Raw genomic sequence first — 17,520 nt, 5'->3', positions numbered from 1 at the left:
ACCAGCGAGATGCTTAGCGGGGAATGAGGCCGAAGCGATGCGCATCATCAAGGAGATTGCGAACAGATGAAGGTTGCCATTTGCGTCCTCCACGCACTGGCTTCTCTCCTAGTTTATCAAGCTGTGCTGCAATATCGCGTAGCGATAATTTTGGATCAGCGATCGTGATTGCAGCGACCAGTTTCATCAACCGATTGGCCGGTATGCGGCGGGTGGACCGGATAAGAAGTTTTTGGTCTGCCATGTTCTCCCGAACCAGACGATGCACGGCGCGGCGCAAACGCTCAATCGTCCAGTCCTGACCTTGGCGATTAAGCACCTCAACCACATTGTCCCAGCCATGGGTGGGGCGCAGTTGCTGTACGACCGGCAGCCATGTCGGCGCTGAAGCGAGCAGCTCATCAAGATAGCGCTTGTCGCGTGCTTGTGAAACTGCCCTGATCGCCTCTGGTTTGCGTTCTCGTAGTCCTGGATTTCCCGGAAGCTTGCCGCGTAGCTTCGCAGCCTTTATCCCGGCTTTCGATCGCTCAGCAGCAAGTCTGCGTTCAAGTTCTATAACAGAGCGCAGGATTTCCAGCGCAAGCATACCTTGCGGTGTTGATGTATCGATTGGGTCGTGGATGGATCGAAAGTGGATGCCCCGTTGCGCAAGCTTTTCGAGCATCTCAAGAAGATGGCCGAGCGACATAGCTATCCTGTCAAGGCTAACAACGACGAGTACATCACCTGCGGCAAGTTCTGAGAGTAGTCTGGTCAGAACCGGGCGGTCCCTCACTGCGCCAGATCCTTGCTCTTCGAAAATCCGGTTGCACCTGGCAGAGCGCAGCTCATCCATTTGTGTGTCATGAACCTGATTGTCCACTGGCGATACGCGCGCATAGCCAATGAGGCGTTGGGGAAGAGGGTGAGAGCTTGGTGGCTGCAACTTTGACATGGATATGATCTTACATCGTTTGCGGGCTTGTACAATTAAAGTGCATTACAAAAGCACTAGATGCAAGCGTGTCTATAAGTATCAATAACTGGCCATCAAGGGTGAAGCTAGTGCTATGGTAGAGGCTTACACCGGTTGTGAGCAGATACGCGTCAGAGACCTTTTAACAGGGAGCTGACGAAGGATGCCTGTCGTGAGCGTGAGACGAGGTTGCGTACTCGGGTTGGTGTGCGCGCCGCGTATTTAGAGTGGAACACGAAAGGCTTGACGAACCGCTCTGCGGTTTATGGCATTGCCAATATTTATAATGAATTCCTCAATGGCACGAAGGTGAATGGGAGTGAAGTGAGCTTCACCAACAGAAGCGAGCGCTTTTGGCGTGGTCTCGGGTTAAATGGTTCCAATAATTGGAACGATGACAAATACTTGATCTCTGGTGAGCTTCAGTGAATACGAGCTTCAGTCATTTTGGCGACAGTTTTACTCCTACAAAGAAACGACTGACCTGCGTGTTAAGTGGTAAGTCCCAATAGCTAAAACAATCAATCCCCGGACGACTTAAAGTTGTCCGGGGATACAACGCTATTGGGAGTAGGGGATAGAGCCAGACAAGGCGATGCATCACTATAGACGCTGACTGTGTTTAGGATACGGTAATAAGTCAGTTATAACGGTTGAACCGATGATCACTGTGGTACCCACACAAATACCGAAAGTACTATAGAATAGATCGAGCCGTTCAAAGGTGCTTGACAAGAGACAAGTCGCATATGAGCGTCTATTCCTTCTTATACAGATTGCAGGAAACTTTGCCTGCCACTTGTAAGCTACTCCTGAGAGTTGTCATAATATTACGGGACAATCTTGCTTTTAAGCGCAGATATGTCCCGCATATTTCACTCTATATCGTTAGAATTTTGCCGTCATGTTCAGCCTGAACGTACGTCCAGGGCCGGGCATGAGTGCGGCGTTAATCGCATCCATATAGTAACGGTCCGTCAGGTTATCGATTGCAAAATCAATTTGCTTGGATTCATTGAACTTGTAACTGCCGAAGACATCAACGAGCGTGTACGGATTCCAGTTGCCGGGCTGAATTTCACTTGTTGATGCTACCTTTGTCTTCACAAAACGGTTTGAGTAATAGCTTACGCGTGTCCCTAAGGTGAGACGTTCCTCGAACATTTTGTAAGTCATCTGCATCGAAACGGTGTCCTTTGGTGGAACATGTTGTAATGCGTAACTGTTGGCAAAACCGCCCTCTGTGCACAAATTATCAATCCTGTGAAGAGTGCCGGGCTTTGCACAGAACCGAGACTTAATTGCATGGTTCCAAGACAGTCTCGCCGACAGTGGTCCACGTTCATAGTCCGCACTCACCTCAATGCCCGACATGCGCGCATTCTCCAGGTTGACCATGCCCAGCGAACCGATCACGCTTGTGCCGCCGGGGATATTATAAGGCACATTTGAACGCGTGAGATAATTATCAATATCGTTATCATAATATACAATATGTGTTCGAAGCAGATCATTTTCGGATATGACATTTTCGAAAGACTTATTGGCACCTATTTCAAACGTCTTGGCGCGCTCTGGCAACAGTTCATCGGGCATCAAACCCGTCGAGAAGCCTTTGATTGATTCAAATATAGTCGGCAATCTGATTGCATCAGAATAACGCCCATAGAGCTGAATGCTGTCGGTTGGTGTCCAGCTAAGCGAAATGTTCTTCGACCAGCCATGTCCCGACCGGTCCGTGTGCTGTCCGGGAACTAACTCATATGTCGCATTTGGCCAAAAGGTCAGTGCGTTGAGAGTGTAGTTGTGATCTGTGGTCTTATAATCTGAATAACGAAGGCCAGTCTTCAACTGCCATTGAGAATTGATTTCCCAATTCGAGTTTAGGAACGCACTCTTTTGGGTTCTGGAACCTGTTCGGGGCGGGAATTCAATGTGATTGATGGTCCATTTATCATTTTCATAGCCATCCGGCAGGCCAACTTTTTCATGCTGCCAGGCTCCACCATATTCAAGCTTAAAGTCTCCAGGGACGACGTCAATTTTACTTTCATTTGAAACCGTCACACCGTCACGAACGGTCTGAGACCAGCTGTAACTTTCTGTGGTGATCCCACTCACAGTCAGTAAGTTGGTGGCACGGTGGTCCATGTCTGTGCGGAATAGATCGACCTTGAGATTAATCAAGTCACTTTCCGGGTCCCAACGATAGCGAGCTGTCCAGGTTTTAAGATCGAGCTTGTCAAGTTCCGACTGATACCCCCCGACAGCACTGGTGTGAGTGCCAAGACGCGTCGGCATGATTTCACCATAGGTACTATCAAAGTCCATATAGCTCAACTCAATCGCATGATCATCTCCGAACCGGAAATTTCCTTTAAACAACAGTGATTTATTATCAGTAGAGGTATTGAGGATTTCCTCGCCACCCTTCCAGGGAGACAGGCCTTCGTAACCAATTGTCTGATAGCCGTAATCAGTTCCCAGATCGACGAAGTGTGGTTGCCCCTTGCCGTGTTCGCCGGAAAAATAATTGCCATTTTTACGCCGTGCATAAGCCGCAACCAAATCGACGTTTTCGGAGGTAAAGGCGCCTGCAATGCTGCCGTTTCCGCCTGTAGGGTCAAACAAACCGGGCCGATCCATATTGCCGCCATCGCGTACTACCGGTGTTGTGCCCTCAGGAAAACGACCGCCTAACATACCGCCTTGAGTGAGAACTGCCGGTACGGAAGTGCTATTGCTATTAAAGCCTCCGCGCAAACGTACACCGAACTGTCTTCCGGGAAGCAAAATGTCATCCGCTGAAATCGTCTGCATACGAACGATGCCACCGATTGCGCCCGTGGCGTCAGCACCTGAGCTTGCGCCTTTTTCGATTGCAACTTCGCCAATCAGGTCTGGGTCAACATAGCTGCCCGACCGCGCACCATTGTAACCGCGATAAACTGTTTGTTCTTGAGAAGCGCCATCAATGATAACGGGTACACGGCCTTGACCCTGCATGCCACGAATATTGACATCAAGCGCACCGGAATTCCGGCTATCCCCATTGAGGACACCGGGTATTCCCCCGATAAAATCCCCAACGGAACTACCCCTTTTCTGCTCTATTTCTTCGCTCGATATGTAAGCAACAGAGCCGGCGGATTTGTAGGTATCATCATAGCTACCCAATGCACCTTGACCGCCGCTCACCGTAATTGTGTTGAGAACCGTTGTGCCATCGGCGGACGGCGCGCTTTGTAGCGCAGATCCCATCGTCGGGTCCGAAATTGCAACGGTTTTGGCACTCGTAAACTTATGCGATAACCCTGTTCCCGATAGCAACGCTGCTACAGCCTGCTGGGGCGTCATTGTTCCCCTGACAGGACGCCCCATAGCAGCGGCTGCGCCAGTTTCAGGAAACACGACATCAATGCCTGTGACACGAACAATATCATTCATTGCCTGGCGAATGGGCTTGGCAGGGACGTTAAACTGATACGTCTGTTCTGCTGTCTGCGCAAATGCTGCACGATTCAAGGCACCAGCTGTAATAGTCGCAGTCAAAACCGTCGATGTCAGAAGAACAACTAATCTTCTGCGGCTTGAATCCTTGCCCATAATCATACCCTCTCAACAAAACAATGTGCGAGAGGCGGTCAGTTGCGCGATCACGTGCAATGAATTTTGTAGCACTCTCAACATTGCTATCGCCAGTGGAGCAGGAAGGACCTCATAAAAAAGCAAACTTTTCTAAATTATTTTTATGGTCCAATGAGAATGACCTTGCCCACGAGGCTGGTCATCGGAAATCCAACAGATGTTTGCATTGCTACAAGTGTGGCCGCCGTCTTATCGAGAGAAATATTGCCGCTGACACGTTTGTTTTTCAGCTCAGAAGAAAGAACAACAATGCGGCCATCCCAATATCGTTCAATCTGAGAGAGAACATCGCCCAGACGCGCATTCTCAAAGATCAATCGGCCCTCATGCCATGCCATGCGCTCAGCAATGTCTACTTTCTCGACGCTCCCAAGGCCAACCTTGTCATATTCAACGCTTTCTCCGGGCTGGAGAACAACATTTTGAGCTTCATCAATGGCTGATACTTCAACACTGCCTTCCGCAAGTGTGACGGTGACATTGTCATTTTCGTTCATGATAACGTCAAACTGTGTTCCCAATACACGGGCCTCGCCATTGCCAGCCCTCACCACAAAAGGCGCACCGTTTTTCTGAACTGTAAAATATGCGCTACCGCGCAGAAGATGAATGCTCCGGGCATTAGATGAAATATCAGCATCAAATGCCGAATCCGCATTCATTAGGATCGTTGATCCATCTTGCAACGTCACAAGGCGACGCTCACCTTTGGACGTGATATAATCGGCAGTCAGGTTCTGGATTATGTTTGGATCATTAACCCACATCCATGTGCCAAGAACAAAAACTGACAAGCCGCTGACTATCACGGCTCCTGTCTTGGATTTCCATTTATTCCTGCGAAAATTCTCGATTTTTTTCATAGGAAGATCGAGATCAGTATTGGTATTCGTGGCTGCGTTCTTGGCAACTGCACCAATATCCAACCATAATGCGCTTACTTCTTCATAAGCTGCGTAATGTTGAGGACTAAGCTCTAGCCACTGAGCAAAATCCTGTTTCTCTCTGCGCGTCGGTTTGCCATTGATACGCGTAAACCATGCAACAGCCTCTTTCTCGATAAGAGAAATATCTCGATTATCGGTTATTTTTTGGCGTTCCATGAAGTCGCTTCACTTCCGAGGCAATATTACCATTAGCAAGTAACCTAATCCTTTAACCATGCAACATTCTATTGCGAATGTTTACATGCCATTATTGCCTTGGCCATTTCCCGCTCAACCGTGCTGTAGGATATTTCCAATCCGACAGCAATTTCCTCGTAGGTACAGCCACGCATTCGATTGAGTAGAAAGATTTGCCGCGTTCGCAGAGGCAAAGATGCAATTGTATTTTCTAATCGCTTGAGATCTTCGCGCGCTGCAACGATTTGGTCCGGCAGAATAACGGGGGATGCATATTGTTCTTCGGTCAAGCCATCCAAAAAATTCTGGCGTCGACGCTCTGAACGAAACCGACTAATCGCTGCGAACTTTGTAGCTTGCGAAAGATAAGCAGGGGAAAGCGTCACATGCGCTTTGGCTTTAGCCCAAAGAGCGGCAAATACATCCTGAACGACATCTGGTGCGTTAAACGGGCTCACTTTGCGCATGGCTATGCGCTCAAGGCGGCGATACTCATTTCGATACAAGAGCTCTAGCTGCTCAGCTTTCGCTTTTTCCATTTCAATGCCCGCAGCCGAACCAGCCTCTAAAACCAATCATCGTAACGTTGGTACTAGCTTCAGTGCATAAATACTAGATTATAATTGTCAAGTTTAATCTGGACCTCGCGAAGCCCGATACCGATCAATTATCCATTGCTAAAACGAACCGGTAATAGCATCGCCCGGTAAGTGACAGCTTGAAAGGGGCGATAGAATTGGTTGTCTTGTAATCAGCTTTTGCCCTTTCACCCATCCGGCATAACTGGGGGCGTATTCGAAAAGCGCTGGAATATTCTGGCCAGCTTTGCGCCTTGCGATTGAGGTCGGAAAATTGGAAATTTGGCCTGGGATGAAAAGATATACTGCTCGCAATATAAAAGTATTGTTCGCAGTTTCGGGGCTCACTGCAGCTGACAAGAGTTTTAATCAGGGAATAAATATCAAGAATAGTTAAAATGCTGACGAGCCTGGCTCATAGTCAAAAACATGCGTGTCAGTCCGCTTTTGGCGCGTCGCTGTCATAAGAAGGCCCATCACTATAAGTCTTCACGCCAGTGCTATCGACGATCACATGACGGGGCGCATCGTTTGCATCTATCTTTGCATGACGGGTTGAACTGGAAATCGCGAGATCGGTGCAGCGGCGGCTCGGAGTCGTATGATCAGGCACCGGGAGTGCAACATTAAGCAGCGCCTTCAGTTATGCCCTCAAGCCATTTGTCTGACGCAAAGGCTGGTTGAACACTTTGCTCGTCCTTTGAAACACGGGCATAGCCGATCAGGCCTGGCTTTGTTTTTCAGGGTCATTACTCAAACCGAGCAGGAGCCCGATCGCGAAGAAGCGCGAGCAGGCCAGGATTGATGTAAAGGTTTTCTCGTCCAGCCTTCACCTCTTCAAGTAAGCCTGCGTCAACAAGTGCCTTCAGGTAGACCGATGCGGCCTGACGCTTCGCAATGCCGGCATCCACAAGATCGCTGATCCGGCAGTAAGGATTGACGAAGATCACTTCGGCCAGTTCACGTGAGTAGATCTTCGGGAGATCGCGGCGGATGTGTACTGCGGTCTGATCAAGTAAATCACGAATGGCGCGAATCCGGGCCGTTGACCAATCAGAAGTCTCACGGACGGCTTCGAGCATATAAAGGATCCAGTTCTCCCAGGATCCTTTCGTTGTTACCGCCAGTAGCCGATCATAATAGGCGCGTTTGTTGTCGATAATGTATCGGCTGAGATAAAGGACTGGAATATCCAGAAGACCTTTATCTACAAGGTAGAGCAGGTTGAGGACACGGCCAGTGCGTCCGTTGCCATCGATGAAGGGATGGATAGCTTCAAATTGGTAGTGCATTACTGCAAGACGGATCAATGGATCGATATCTTCGGCTTCATGAATATAACGCTCCCAGTTGGCTAGCTTGTTTCGGAGCAACTCCTGTCCTTCTGGCGGAGTGTAAATCACCAAGCCTGTCGCTTCGTTCATCAGCGCCGTGCCGGGTGTCGAGCGGATGTCGAGTTCAACCCCCTTTATCCTACTGCAGATGGCTACCGCAGTGGACGTTGAAATCGGGCGCTCTCTGAGCGATTGGAATCCTTCATTTAGCGCCTTGCGATACCGCAGCGCCTCTTTCGTTGCAGGGTCGGCCTGATCTCCAGTCTCGTTGGCGAAGCGGAACAGCCGATCGGTCGTAGTAACTATATTCTCGATTTCCGAGCTCGCTTGCGCCTCAAGCAATGGAATCGAGTTAATGAGGACCGATTGATTGGGGATGAGCTGTCCCGACACGCGAAGTTCGGCGAGGGAGGCCCTGGCCGCGATGCATGCTTTTAGGACGGCCTTCGTCTCTATGTCCTCTCTCGGAGGCAGCGATGGAAGGTCGTTATGGGGGTGGTCTGGACGAAACGGCATGTCGATCAATCCTGATTTAGACGACATGACGCATTGGATATGTCGTTGCTAGCGACATGTGACAATGACATGTCGATGAAATCGGATTATATCGACATGTTTTGTGATCGCAAGCTGCTTTTGCAAATACCGAAGTTACGGATGAATGATCGAATGAAAGCGTAGAATATATGTCGGTTACAGCCACGCCAGCGACTTGTTTAACAAGCAAGATGGTTACATTGGAGCACAAGAATTCAACTATGCGCTACAGCTGGCTATTTGGATCACAATAACCAGAAACGCCTTAGACAAGGCGAGGGAGCATAGGTTTGGAGTGCAGTCAGCGTATCATTTTGTAAGGAACGTTCAACCAGAATTTGGAAACGCACCGGCGATCGCCACGACAACGGTCCGCCAATCCTCACCGACCGATACACTGATTTTTGGCCTGAAATCAATCAACTACGATAACCAATAAAAGAGCGTAGTTACCAGACCCCAACCAGCAACAGCATGTTGTGCAGGATGGCGGCAATCTGTGAGGTCTGACGGTTAGTCAAGAACGTAACTTTTCGCTTAACTTAGGCCAAATATTTGACTTCAGGGGTCAAGGACGTCTCTGAAATTTGTAACGATAGCGCAGTGGTCAAAGGAGCCAACATAAACGGCTGCCCCATGAGGAAGCAGCCGTTAAATCACCGATTTGATTTGGGGGTATGTCAGCCAAGTCTTCTGGCTGTCTTGATAATCTCCACCACCATTTTGGATGCTTTCTGAAGCGAGTTCACAGGTAAGAACTCGTATATTGAGTGGAAGTTATGCGCGCCACAAAAGAGATTAGGACATGGTACGCCCTTTTCTGACAAAACTGCACCATCATAACCGCCGCGCATGGGTACTGGTTTTGGTTCTACGCCAATAGTTCTCATAGCGTTCAACGCCAATTCAACCGGGTATCGGTTTTTGCCTTCAAGGCTTTCCGCAACGTTACGATAGACCGGCTTGTAACGCACATCAACGATGTGTCTACCGTGTAGCTGATTGAAGCCGGAGGCTAGCTTATCAATGAATTGGCGCCGGTTCTCATATCCTTCTTTGGTAAAGTCACGGATATCGATCGTCAGAGTTGTCTTTGCGACTGTGCCTTCTATTCCCTTCACCCAGTAATAACCCTCTCGCCCTTCCGTATATTCCGGCCGCTCACCGCCCGGTAACATAGCGATAAACTGTTGTGCGTAGAGGATTGAATTCTGCATCTTGCCTTTGGCAGACATTGGATGTGCCGGTTCCCCCGTAAAAGTGATACGGAACTCCCCTGCGTTCCAATTCTCATACACGATCTCTCCAATGGCACAGCAATCGAGGGTGTAGGCGAAATCAGCGTTCAATGAAGCTGCGTCAAGTGCCTTCGCGCCCAGGAGTCCAATTTCTTCATCAGGAACGAAAACCACTTTCACCGGCCCGTGTTCAATTTCGGGATGTTGTGTGAGATACTGAACTGCATCCAGGATTTCGGCTATAGCTGATTTATTGTCAGCACCGAGAAGACTTGTCCCGTCGGTCACAATGATACGATCACCCACATAATGGGCTAATTCTGGAAACTCATTCAAACGCATGACAACGTTCGTTTCGTCGTTAAGAACGATGTCGCCACCTTTGTAATCAACAATATGCGCTCGCGTATCTGTTGAGTATTCTGCAGAAGTATCCAGATGCGCAACCCAGGCAATCGTGGGAAACTCGTGTTTTTTGCTCGAAACATTGGCGGCGAGTGTGCCCACCACAATTGAGTGGTCTCGCTCTTCGACTTCTAAGCCAAGCGAGCGCATTTCACCAGCAAGTAATGTCGCTAGTTGTGTCTGTCCCTCGCTGGAGGGCAGCGTACCCGCATTTGCCACAGCTGTTGTGTTAATGCGTGTGTAGTTCAGAAAGCGGTCTACGATATTCATGATAAATCTTCTCAGAGCTTGCACAGGAAAGATGTAAGCAAAGGTGCCTTCACAGCGCAACTTGCGAGCGTTCATGTCGCTCGCAAATCGGTCTTTCTTGCCTGTTTATTAGAGTAAAGGTATGGGCCTTTATTCCTCAATATCGACGTCTTCAAAAAGATATCCACCAAATGGATCAATTTTGAAGTCTTTTACTTTAGTGCTCACAGGTTGCTCTACAACTTGATGTGCGATGGTCAGCCACGGCGCTTGCTCTTTAAATATGACCTGTGCCAGCTCATAAAGTCTTGTCCGCTCGGCCTGATCTGTTGTCAGTTTGGCTGCGCGGATCAGCTTTTCAAAATCCTGATTGCACCAATTGGCGCGGTTTGCGCTGCCAATTGCCTGACAGCCGAGAAGAGCAGCCAGGAAATTGTCAGGATCTGCTATACCACCCGTCCAGCCGAGCATGACGGCGCCATCGCGGTCTTTTTCCAGTGAACGCTTGAGATATTCACCCCAATCGTAAGTGATAATTTCTGCATTAACGCCCACTTTGGCAAAGTCAGATTGTATCAATTCAGCCGCGCGGCGAGCATTTGGCATATAAGGACGTTGCACGGGCATTGCCCAGATTTTCATCTTCAGATCTTTAACACCTGCTTCTTCCAGAATCTTGCGCGATTGATCAGGATCATAAGGATCGTCCTTAACGTCCTTGTTATAGCCCCAAACAGCTGGTGGAAGCGGATTTACTGAAACAATAGCTGAGCCGTTATAAACCGCATCAATGATTGCCGGCTTGTTAACTGCCATATTGAGTGCTTTGCGCACGCGAACGTCATCGAATGGCTTCTGCTGCGTATTGTATGCAAGAAATGAAAGGTTCATTCCATCTCTGCTCAGCATAGCTATCGAAGGATCTTGTTTCATCTCCGCAATATCTGCCGGATTTGGCGCTGCGATAACGTGGCATTCTCCGGCTTTTAGTTTTTGATGTCGAACCGCTGCATCTGGTGTTATCGCGAAGATAAGATTGTCGATCTTCTGCTTTCCACCCCAATAATCAGGGTTGGCCTTATAACGAATAGCGCTGTCTTTTTGATAAGCTACAAACTGATATGGTCCAGTGCCGACTGGTTTTTGACTGAGGTCTTCCAGTCTGCCATCTGCGACCAGTTTATCGGCGTATTCTTTCGACTGGATTGCTGAAAACGTCAGAGAAAGCGTCGAGATGAAAGTCGCTTCAGGTTGCGAGAGCACAAACTTAACGGTGTGATCGTCGATTTTTTCAATTTTCTCGATCAACGTGGGAAAAGAATAAGCGCCGAACTGTGGCCAGGTTCCCTGATTGTAATAAGGATTTTTCTCATCCCCCTGACGCTCGAAGGTGAAGATTACATCATCCGTGTTGAATTCGCGCGTGGGCGTGAAAAAATCGGTCGCGTGAAACTTAACGCCTTTTCGCAAATGGAAAGTATACTCTTTTCCATCCTCAGAAACATCCCAGCTTTCTGCAAGTCCCGGCTCGAGCTCTGTGGCACCGCGTTTGATCTTAATAAGGGTGTTTGAAATGTTGCGTGCTGATGCATCATACACAGCACCAGAGGTGGTCTGAGCCGCGTCAAAGTTCTCTGGCGATGCTTCCGAGCAATAAACCAATGTCTTTGCAAAGCTCTGTGTCAGCGCTGTGCTATTGAATGCAGCAACAACGAGCGCTGCAGAAAGTAGCTTCCCAATCTTTTTCATCAAACTCCATCCCTTATTTTAACGCGATCACTCTTTTCTGAGCGACTAATTACAGCGCATCTGATTGATTCCAAAAAGTTGTGCGGGTCCATAGTGGGCGGGAGAAGGAGCGCGACGCAAGGTCAAAACGGCTGTAAAAGTGACTTTTGATTTTTGTTGCAAGGGTTTGGCAGCGGCGTGTTGTTAATTGAGCCGGGGTCAGGTTTTGTCGCTACGCTTTTCGTTGTTGGTTTAGGGACTATTTACGACGGTGCCATGAGCGTTCTGGGATGTTGCATCTTGCTGGCAGGTTCTGTTGCGTTTACTCTCGCAGAGAAATTGTTTCGCATAAGCGATGTGTTAGTTTTGGCCATCCGATCATAATAAAACATTGCATGTCGAATTTAACCTGGATTTGATCCCGTTTTTTGTTTGGTGTTGATCAGCCAATCCACATGTAAATGGTTGAAACCTAAGTTGATTTCCGAATTTTTGTAAGTTAGCTCGAAATGGAAAACTGGCCTAAAAAGAGGTGAGAATCAACAGCTTGCGCATGAAGCGCCTGGCCGCCCTGGTATTGCGGCGTTTCTTAACCAGAACATCTATCACAAAAGCATCCTGGTCAGCCTCTTGCCAACGAACGTGATGCTCACCTTTGATAGATATTACGCATTCATCCAAGTGTCATTTATCGCCGAGCCGCTGTTTGCGACGACGGATAGCCTCGGCATAGGCCATCGGAATTTTTTAGCACATTCACACACTGTCTTATGTGTGACGAAGATCCCGCGATAAGCCAAGCATGTCTTCAACCATTCGAAAGCTCAGTGGAAAGCGAAAATACAACCATACAGCTTCGGCAAGTATCTAAGATGGATAGCGATGGGGATGACAAGGCGAAGAACGAGGTTCAGGTATCACCCGTTATCGCGGTAAAGATTAACATTCAGGTTAAGGTAACGATGCCGTTGGCATTCATGAATCAGACAACGTTCAGTCAGGGAACCCAATTTCCATGAACTGAGGTAATCCGCCCACACGGCCTGACCAATCCATCCAATTTGGTCTCATGGGCAATGATGCGGGACAGGGATATATGGCAATTCAAACAAAATCGTTCTCATTTTGGAAAGAATAAAAACCTGTTTCTATTGTCTTATATCAGACTCTGTGCGGCTGTTTTTGATTTACTACCAATATGGTTTCTTTTCCCATAGCTAAATTAAAACTACGGCTTACTTTGCAGAAAATTCATTGAAGCGGGCAAGCAAATGTCAAAAATTATGGACTATATAAAGACAATTAAAAAATATAGAAATGAATACAACTCTTCAGGGTGTAACGGATGGGATGTTAAATATTCCCAGATTATTATTTCTAAACACAATCCATACAATTCCATTTTGAAAACTCTTATCAAATATTTATGGGTGCAAAAGACAAAAACACCCATGATGGTAAGAGAGAGACTGCAAGGATTTACTGTTAATTTTTTTGTGATCGCTGCAGGTAGATGATCGCAACTCTCGCAAATTTACTCTCATCTCTCTCGGTTGTGACCCAGAAGAGGTCTTTATAACATTTATTGTTGTTTGGAACAAACAACCGAAGGACGCATGGTGATGTTGTCTCAGTATTCAGTGATGGGTCACCTCTTAGAGCATGGATTATAATGTGCAAAGATATCAGGTTGTTGCGATAAACCTTCGTCTTTGCGCTCAAGCCGGACGCCTTTATTGATCATGCGGTGATCGGTGCCGGCATAACCCGTTATTCTGATACGTTGCGCACTCCGCAGCTCGACAATCCTTAACTGTCATGGCGTCGGGTGATCGCGAATGGCGGGTTGCAGAACAGCGCGAACAGCAAGGTGTGAGGATGGATCCGGTGACGCTCAAGTCATTTGCCGATCTCGCAGCGCGTTTTTGCATCGCTCCGCCTGCGCCGATAATACAACCGGGCTGATCAGCGCCCGCCCCCATTGCTGAGCGAAGATACATCCCGGGAGGAAATTGGGAATGGACACTTCAAAAAATGCTCCTTCTGGGGCCACGCGCTTCCGTTATTTGATTCTTTTCATGTGCTTTATTGGCATTGCGATCAATTATCTTGACCGCGCCAATATGAGCGTTGCTCTGCCTTTTATTGATCAGGAACTCAAACTCAACCTCACCAATACCCAGAAAGGTCTGATCCTGGGTGCTTTTTTCTGGTCCTATGACGGCATGATGCTGTTCGCCGGCTGGATTACCGACAAGCTGGGCGCGCGCAAAAGTTTTTCACTCGCTGCAGTGTGGTGGTCGGTCTTCACCGCACTGACACCGCTTGCCAACAGCTTCTGGAGCTTTTTTACTGTAAGGTTCTTTCTCGGCGCTGGCGAGGCGCCGGCCTATCCCGCAGCAACCAAAGCGGCATCGCGCTGGTTCCCCAGAAACGAACGCGCTTTCGCGGCAGCCGTCATCGACTCCGGCTCGCGTGTCGGCACAGTCCTGGCATTGCCCATCGTCACCTTGATCATCGCATTTGCGACATGGCACTATTCCTTCATAATTCTGGGCGCCATCGGCATCGTTTGGGTACTGTTATGGTATAAAACCTATCGCGATCCCAACGACCATAAACGTGCCAATGATCTCGAGCGTCAATATATCATCCAGAACGGCGCCCGTACCGATGAGAATGACGAAATGGAAGCCCACAATATCCGATGGATCGATCTGTTTCGCTACCGCACCGTTTGGGGGATGATGCTCGGCTTCTTTTGCCTGAACTTCGTCATTTATTTCTTCCTGACCTGGTTTCCGACCTATCTGAAGACCGCCCGGGGGCTTAATATCACCGAGCTCGGGCTTTACGGCATGCTGCCCGGCCTTGCGGCGGTGGTCACAGCCTGGCTCGCCGGTATTCTGGCTGACGGGGCAATTCACAGCGGTGCCAATGTCACTACCGTGCGCAAGACTGTGATGGTAGGCGGCATGCTGGGTGGCACCGCCATTCTGCCCGCCGCCATGGTTGAATCCCTTTATGCTGCGCTCTTCTTCCTCGCGGTCTCCTATAGCAGTCTGGCCATTGCCGCGACCGCGATCTGGTCGTTGCCTGCCGATGTCGCACCAAGCTCGCACCATGTCGCATCGATTGGTGGCATCCAAAATTTTGCTTCCAATATTGCCGGGATCTTCAGCCCGTTCCTGTTCGGCTTTCTGCTCGATCAATTCGGGGGCAGCTATACCCCCTCCTTTCTAATGGCAGCAATCATGGCTTTGGTCGGGGCGTTTTCCTACGCCTTTATCGTGGGACGGGCGGAACCGCTTCCCGTGCTGCGGCCGCGAGCCTAAGACAGATTATCGCCGTCTCAGCCGCTATGTGGTGGCTGAGCCGTCACTGGATGGAAACAGAAGCCGTGCCTTCACTCAATTTCACAGCCTCCTCCGGCCACCACGCTTTTGCGATCAATCTTCACGCGAATTACTGTGTGATAACTCCGCACGCCAGGGATTTTTCCATTCATGCGACCAAGGGTGCTCTGCTACCAGAATCCTATGCAATGATGGTTGTAAAATAGATCACAATGCCCAATACGGGCGAAATTATAATTAAAGCAGCCTGGATGCGCGTCCGCTGCTCCGTTTTGCACTGGTGTAATAATCGGATGCTTGCTGCACCGAGCGATGGCGCGATTGTTCCATAGCCTCGGGAAGCGGAATACCGCAATTGGCAGCTTCGGTGAGGTAGCCGGAACGAAGACCATGCGCAGAAAACTCATCCGGTTCTAACCCCGCCATTTGTGCGCGTTGCTTGACGATCCGGTTGACTGCACTCGGTTCAAGCGCGCGTGCCGAAACATTCCCCCATCGGTCGATCTTCCGAAACACGCTGCCCTTATCGATTTTTGCCGCTTCCAGCCAACGTGTGAGGGCGTCGACGGGCTGGCCCTTCAGATAAACGACGTCGTCCTGTGCGATGCCACTGGTTTTGGTGCGGCCAAGATGAATGGCGAGTGAAAGGAGGGGAGCACCGTCTTCAGCGGTGACGGGCGTTTGTTTGACGAGCTGTTCTGTGCGCAGACCAGCAATTTCGCTGCGACGACGTCCGCCTGAGGCGAAGGCCACCATAAGGATGGCCCGGTCGCGGAGCGCGGTGAGATCCTCACTGGAACAGGTTGCCAGCAGCTTGCCCAGAATGTCGGCGGTGATGGCACTTTTGCGAGCTCTGGGCCGGTTGATGGCGCGCGCGGCAAGCCGGATCGCCGATTTGACGGCCGGAGATGAGAACGAACCCTCACGACCGCGCCAGCGGTTGAGTGTTGACCAATTAGCGAGACGACGACGGACGGTTGCCGGCGCGTGCGGCCCGGATACGCGCAGGAACCCGCGTTGACGCAATTCCTCCTCCACGTCGGCCGGCATGCCGTGATCGGGTTCGATCTCGCGCTGCTGCGGCCGCCAGAGATGATGTGCAACGAATTTCAGTAACAGAGCTTCAGACGCTGGCCAGGGCAGGCGGCTGCCGGTTGCAGCGATTGACCAGGCCTCGAGATAGGCCAGATCAGAAGTCAGCGCGCGCAGGGTGTTTTCGCCCATGCCTTCATTGACCAGGTGGCGCAGGGTTTCGATATCCTGATCGGTCAATAGCCCGGCGAGCCTCTCGCGGCGGTTCAGCGGCAGAACAGCCGCTATCATATCTAAAGTCTCGGCGCGTTTTTCGATCGAACCTGACGACGAGCTGCTCATTTCGGCAGTCCGTTCTCGTCATATAGTTCATCGTGGTTCGAAGTCTGTTGCGTGTTTGCAGGTCTTCCCTTAAGCGTCAGCGCCCGGAATTCATCCCATGTGCCCTGGCCGTTCTGCGAAATTGGCACGATCGCGGCAATAGGATCGCCAGCTCGACAGATGACGACCTCGTCATCGCGCAAAACGAAGTCAATCAATTCGTCAAATCGCTCCGCCGCCTCTGCAATGTCCACGAATATCTTCACCGCCACTGCCCTTACCAGACGCGCTCATGCAGAACCGCGTCGAACGCCAGATCCGTCGAGATAAAAGTGCAGTGCTCAAGCCGCGTCTGAGCGGCAAGAATCCGGTCCCACGGATCGCGATGTTCCCAATCAAAATTTGCTGCAAGTTCGGCATGCAGATCGGTGATGGCGAGTGTTTGCAGGCCGCTTTCCGTGACGGCTGCCCGCAGTTCCTGGGGCTTGAGATCAAGCTTGTTCAGGCGCATCTTGTTGTCCAGCTCATAGAACGTGACCGCACTGACGAGGATAGCATTTGCCTTGTCCTCGATCAGCGACCGTGCCGTCGGGGACAGGCGATCACTACCGATTGTCCACCAGTAGACGGCGTGGCTGTCGAGCAGGATTTTCATTTCGTGTTTTCGCTATTGTTGGATTTGCCTTGCCAGACGCCGGTATCATCATTCCAGTCTCCGGCATCGATCGCCGCCTGCTCTGCATCAACTGTATCCAACAGGTTGTCGGGCAAGCCACGATGGCGCAATAGGCCAAAAGGGCGCTTGCCACCGTCTGCTGCCGGACCGATGCGGGCGTAAACTTCGTTGCCACGCATGATGACGATATCTTCGCCCTTGTTGGCGCGATCGAGGACTTCGGCGAAATTCTTGCGGGCTTCGCTGATCTTGTAGCTTGTCTGGGGCATCGGGACCTCCGAAATTGGTCATACGCCATTGATACCATTGTTTCACAACACGTACAAATGCCTCGTACAC

12 protein-coding genes and 2 pseudogenes are annotated in these 17,520 nt (G+C 49.9%); 1 reads left to right on the top strand and 13 read right to left on the bottom strand.

Features of this window, described 5'->3' with window-relative positions:
* Positions 1-13 precede the first annotated feature (13 nt).
* The 9 genes and pseudogenes from ACOZHT_RS21555 to ACOZHT_RS21515 form a co-directional block, all read right to left on the bottom strand.
* The gene (locus tag ACOZHT_RS21555; protein WP_421566543.1) at positions 14-934 is read right to left on the bottom strand and encodes a recombinase family protein; all 921 of its coding nucleotides are present in this window, start codon (positions 932-934) and stop codon (positions 14-16) included.
* A gap of 909 nt (positions 935-1,843) precedes the next feature.
* Positions 1,844-4,561, bottom strand: coding sequence for a TonB-dependent receptor domain-containing protein (locus tag ACOZHT_RS21550; RefSeq protein WP_421566542.1), 2,718 nt, complete (start codon positions 4,559-4,561; stop codon positions 1,844-1,846).
* Positions 4,562-4,704: 143 nt separating this feature from the next.
* Entirely contained in the window at positions 4,705-5,706 is a 1,002-nt protein-coding gene (locus ACOZHT_RS21545) for a FecR family protein (RefSeq protein ID WP_421566541.1), read from the bottom strand.
* Positions 5,707-5,774: 68 nt separating this feature from the next.
* Complete coding sequence (locus ACOZHT_RS21540; RefSeq protein WP_339514962.1) at positions 5,775-6,266, bottom strand: RNA polymerase sigma factor; 492 nt, start codon at positions 6,264-6,266, stop codon at positions 5,775-5,777.
* Positions 6,267-6,777: 511 nt separating this feature from the next.
* Positions 6,778-6,996, bottom strand: a pseudogene (locus tag ACOZHT_RS21535) (transposase); the annotation flags it as partial.
* A 58-nt stretch (positions 6,997-7,054) separates the two neighbouring features.
* A complete protein-coding gene (gene fic, locus ACOZHT_RS21530; protein WP_339514964.1) occupies positions 7,055-8,182 on the bottom strand; it encodes a protein adenylyltransferase Fic in 1,128 nt (375 codons plus the stop codon).
* Positions 8,183-8,856: 674 nt separating this feature from the next.
* The gene (gene pepT, locus ACOZHT_RS21525; protein WP_421566540.1) at positions 8,857-10,089 is read right to left on the bottom strand and encodes a peptidase T; all 1,233 of its coding nucleotides are present in this window, start codon (positions 10,087-10,089) and stop codon (positions 8,857-8,859) included.
* A gap of 129 nt (positions 10,090-10,218) precedes the next feature.
* Positions 10,219-11,817: an ABC transporter substrate-binding protein gene (locus tag ACOZHT_RS21520; protein WP_421566539.1), complete on the bottom strand. Its 1,599-nt coding sequence runs from the start codon at positions 11,815-11,817 to the stop codon at positions 10,219-10,221.
* A gap of 519 nt (positions 11,818-12,336) precedes the next feature.
* Positions 12,337-12,663, bottom strand: a pseudogene (locus ACOZHT_RS21515) (DDE-type integrase/transposase/recombinase); the annotation flags it as partial.
* 1,151 nt (positions 12,664-13,814) lie between these two features.
* On the opposite strand from ACOZHT_RS21515, the gene ACOZHT_RS21510 reads away from it, so the two are divergent.
* The gene (locus tag ACOZHT_RS21510) at positions 13,815-15,131 is read left to right on the top strand and encodes an MFS transporter (protein WP_339514970.1); all 1,317 of its coding nucleotides are present in this window, start codon (positions 13,815-13,817) and stop codon (positions 15,129-15,131) included.
* Positions 15,132-15,389: 258 nt separating this feature from the next.
* Here the strand turns inward: ACOZHT_RS21510 and ACOZHT_RS21505 are convergent, their stop codons facing one another.
* Genes ACOZHT_RS21505 through ACOZHT_RS21490 form a run of 4 tightly spaced genes read right to left on the bottom strand, consistent with a single transcriptional unit; the run spans position 15,390 to position 17,450 of the window.
* On the bottom strand, positions 15,390-16,526 hold the full coding sequence (locus tag ACOZHT_RS21505; RefSeq protein WP_339514972.1) for a site-specific integrase: 1,137 nt from the start codon (positions 16,524-16,526) through the stop codon (positions 15,390-15,392).
* Positions 16,523-16,777, bottom strand: coding sequence for a type II toxin-antitoxin system Phd/YefM family antitoxin (locus ACOZHT_RS21500; protein ID WP_421566538.1), 255 nt, complete (start codon positions 16,775-16,777; stop codon positions 16,523-16,525). The genes ACOZHT_RS21505 and ACOZHT_RS21500 overlap by 4 nt, the downstream gene beginning before the upstream one ends.
* Before the next feature lie 5 nt (positions 16,778-16,782).
* Entirely contained in the window at positions 16,783-17,160 is a 378-nt protein-coding gene (locus ACOZHT_RS21495; RefSeq protein WP_339514976.1) for a type II toxin-antitoxin system VapC family toxin, read from the bottom strand.
* The gene (locus tag ACOZHT_RS21490) at positions 17,157-17,450 is read right to left on the bottom strand and encodes a type II toxin-antitoxin system prevent-host-death family antitoxin (RefSeq protein WP_339514978.1); all 294 of its coding nucleotides are present in this window, start codon (positions 17,448-17,450) and stop codon (positions 17,157-17,159) included. The genes ACOZHT_RS21495 and ACOZHT_RS21490 overlap by 4 nt, the downstream gene beginning before the upstream one ends.
* Positions 17,451-17,520 lie beyond the last annotated feature (70 nt).

This window comes from Ochrobactrum sp. EDr1-4 (assembly GCF_049199085.1).
Lineage (GTDB): Bacteria > Pseudomonadota > Alphaproteobacteria > Rhizobiales > Rhizobiaceae > Brucella.
The sequence above is the reverse complement of the archived record's forward strand: the minus strand, read 5'-3'. Positions and strand labels throughout refer to the sequence as shown.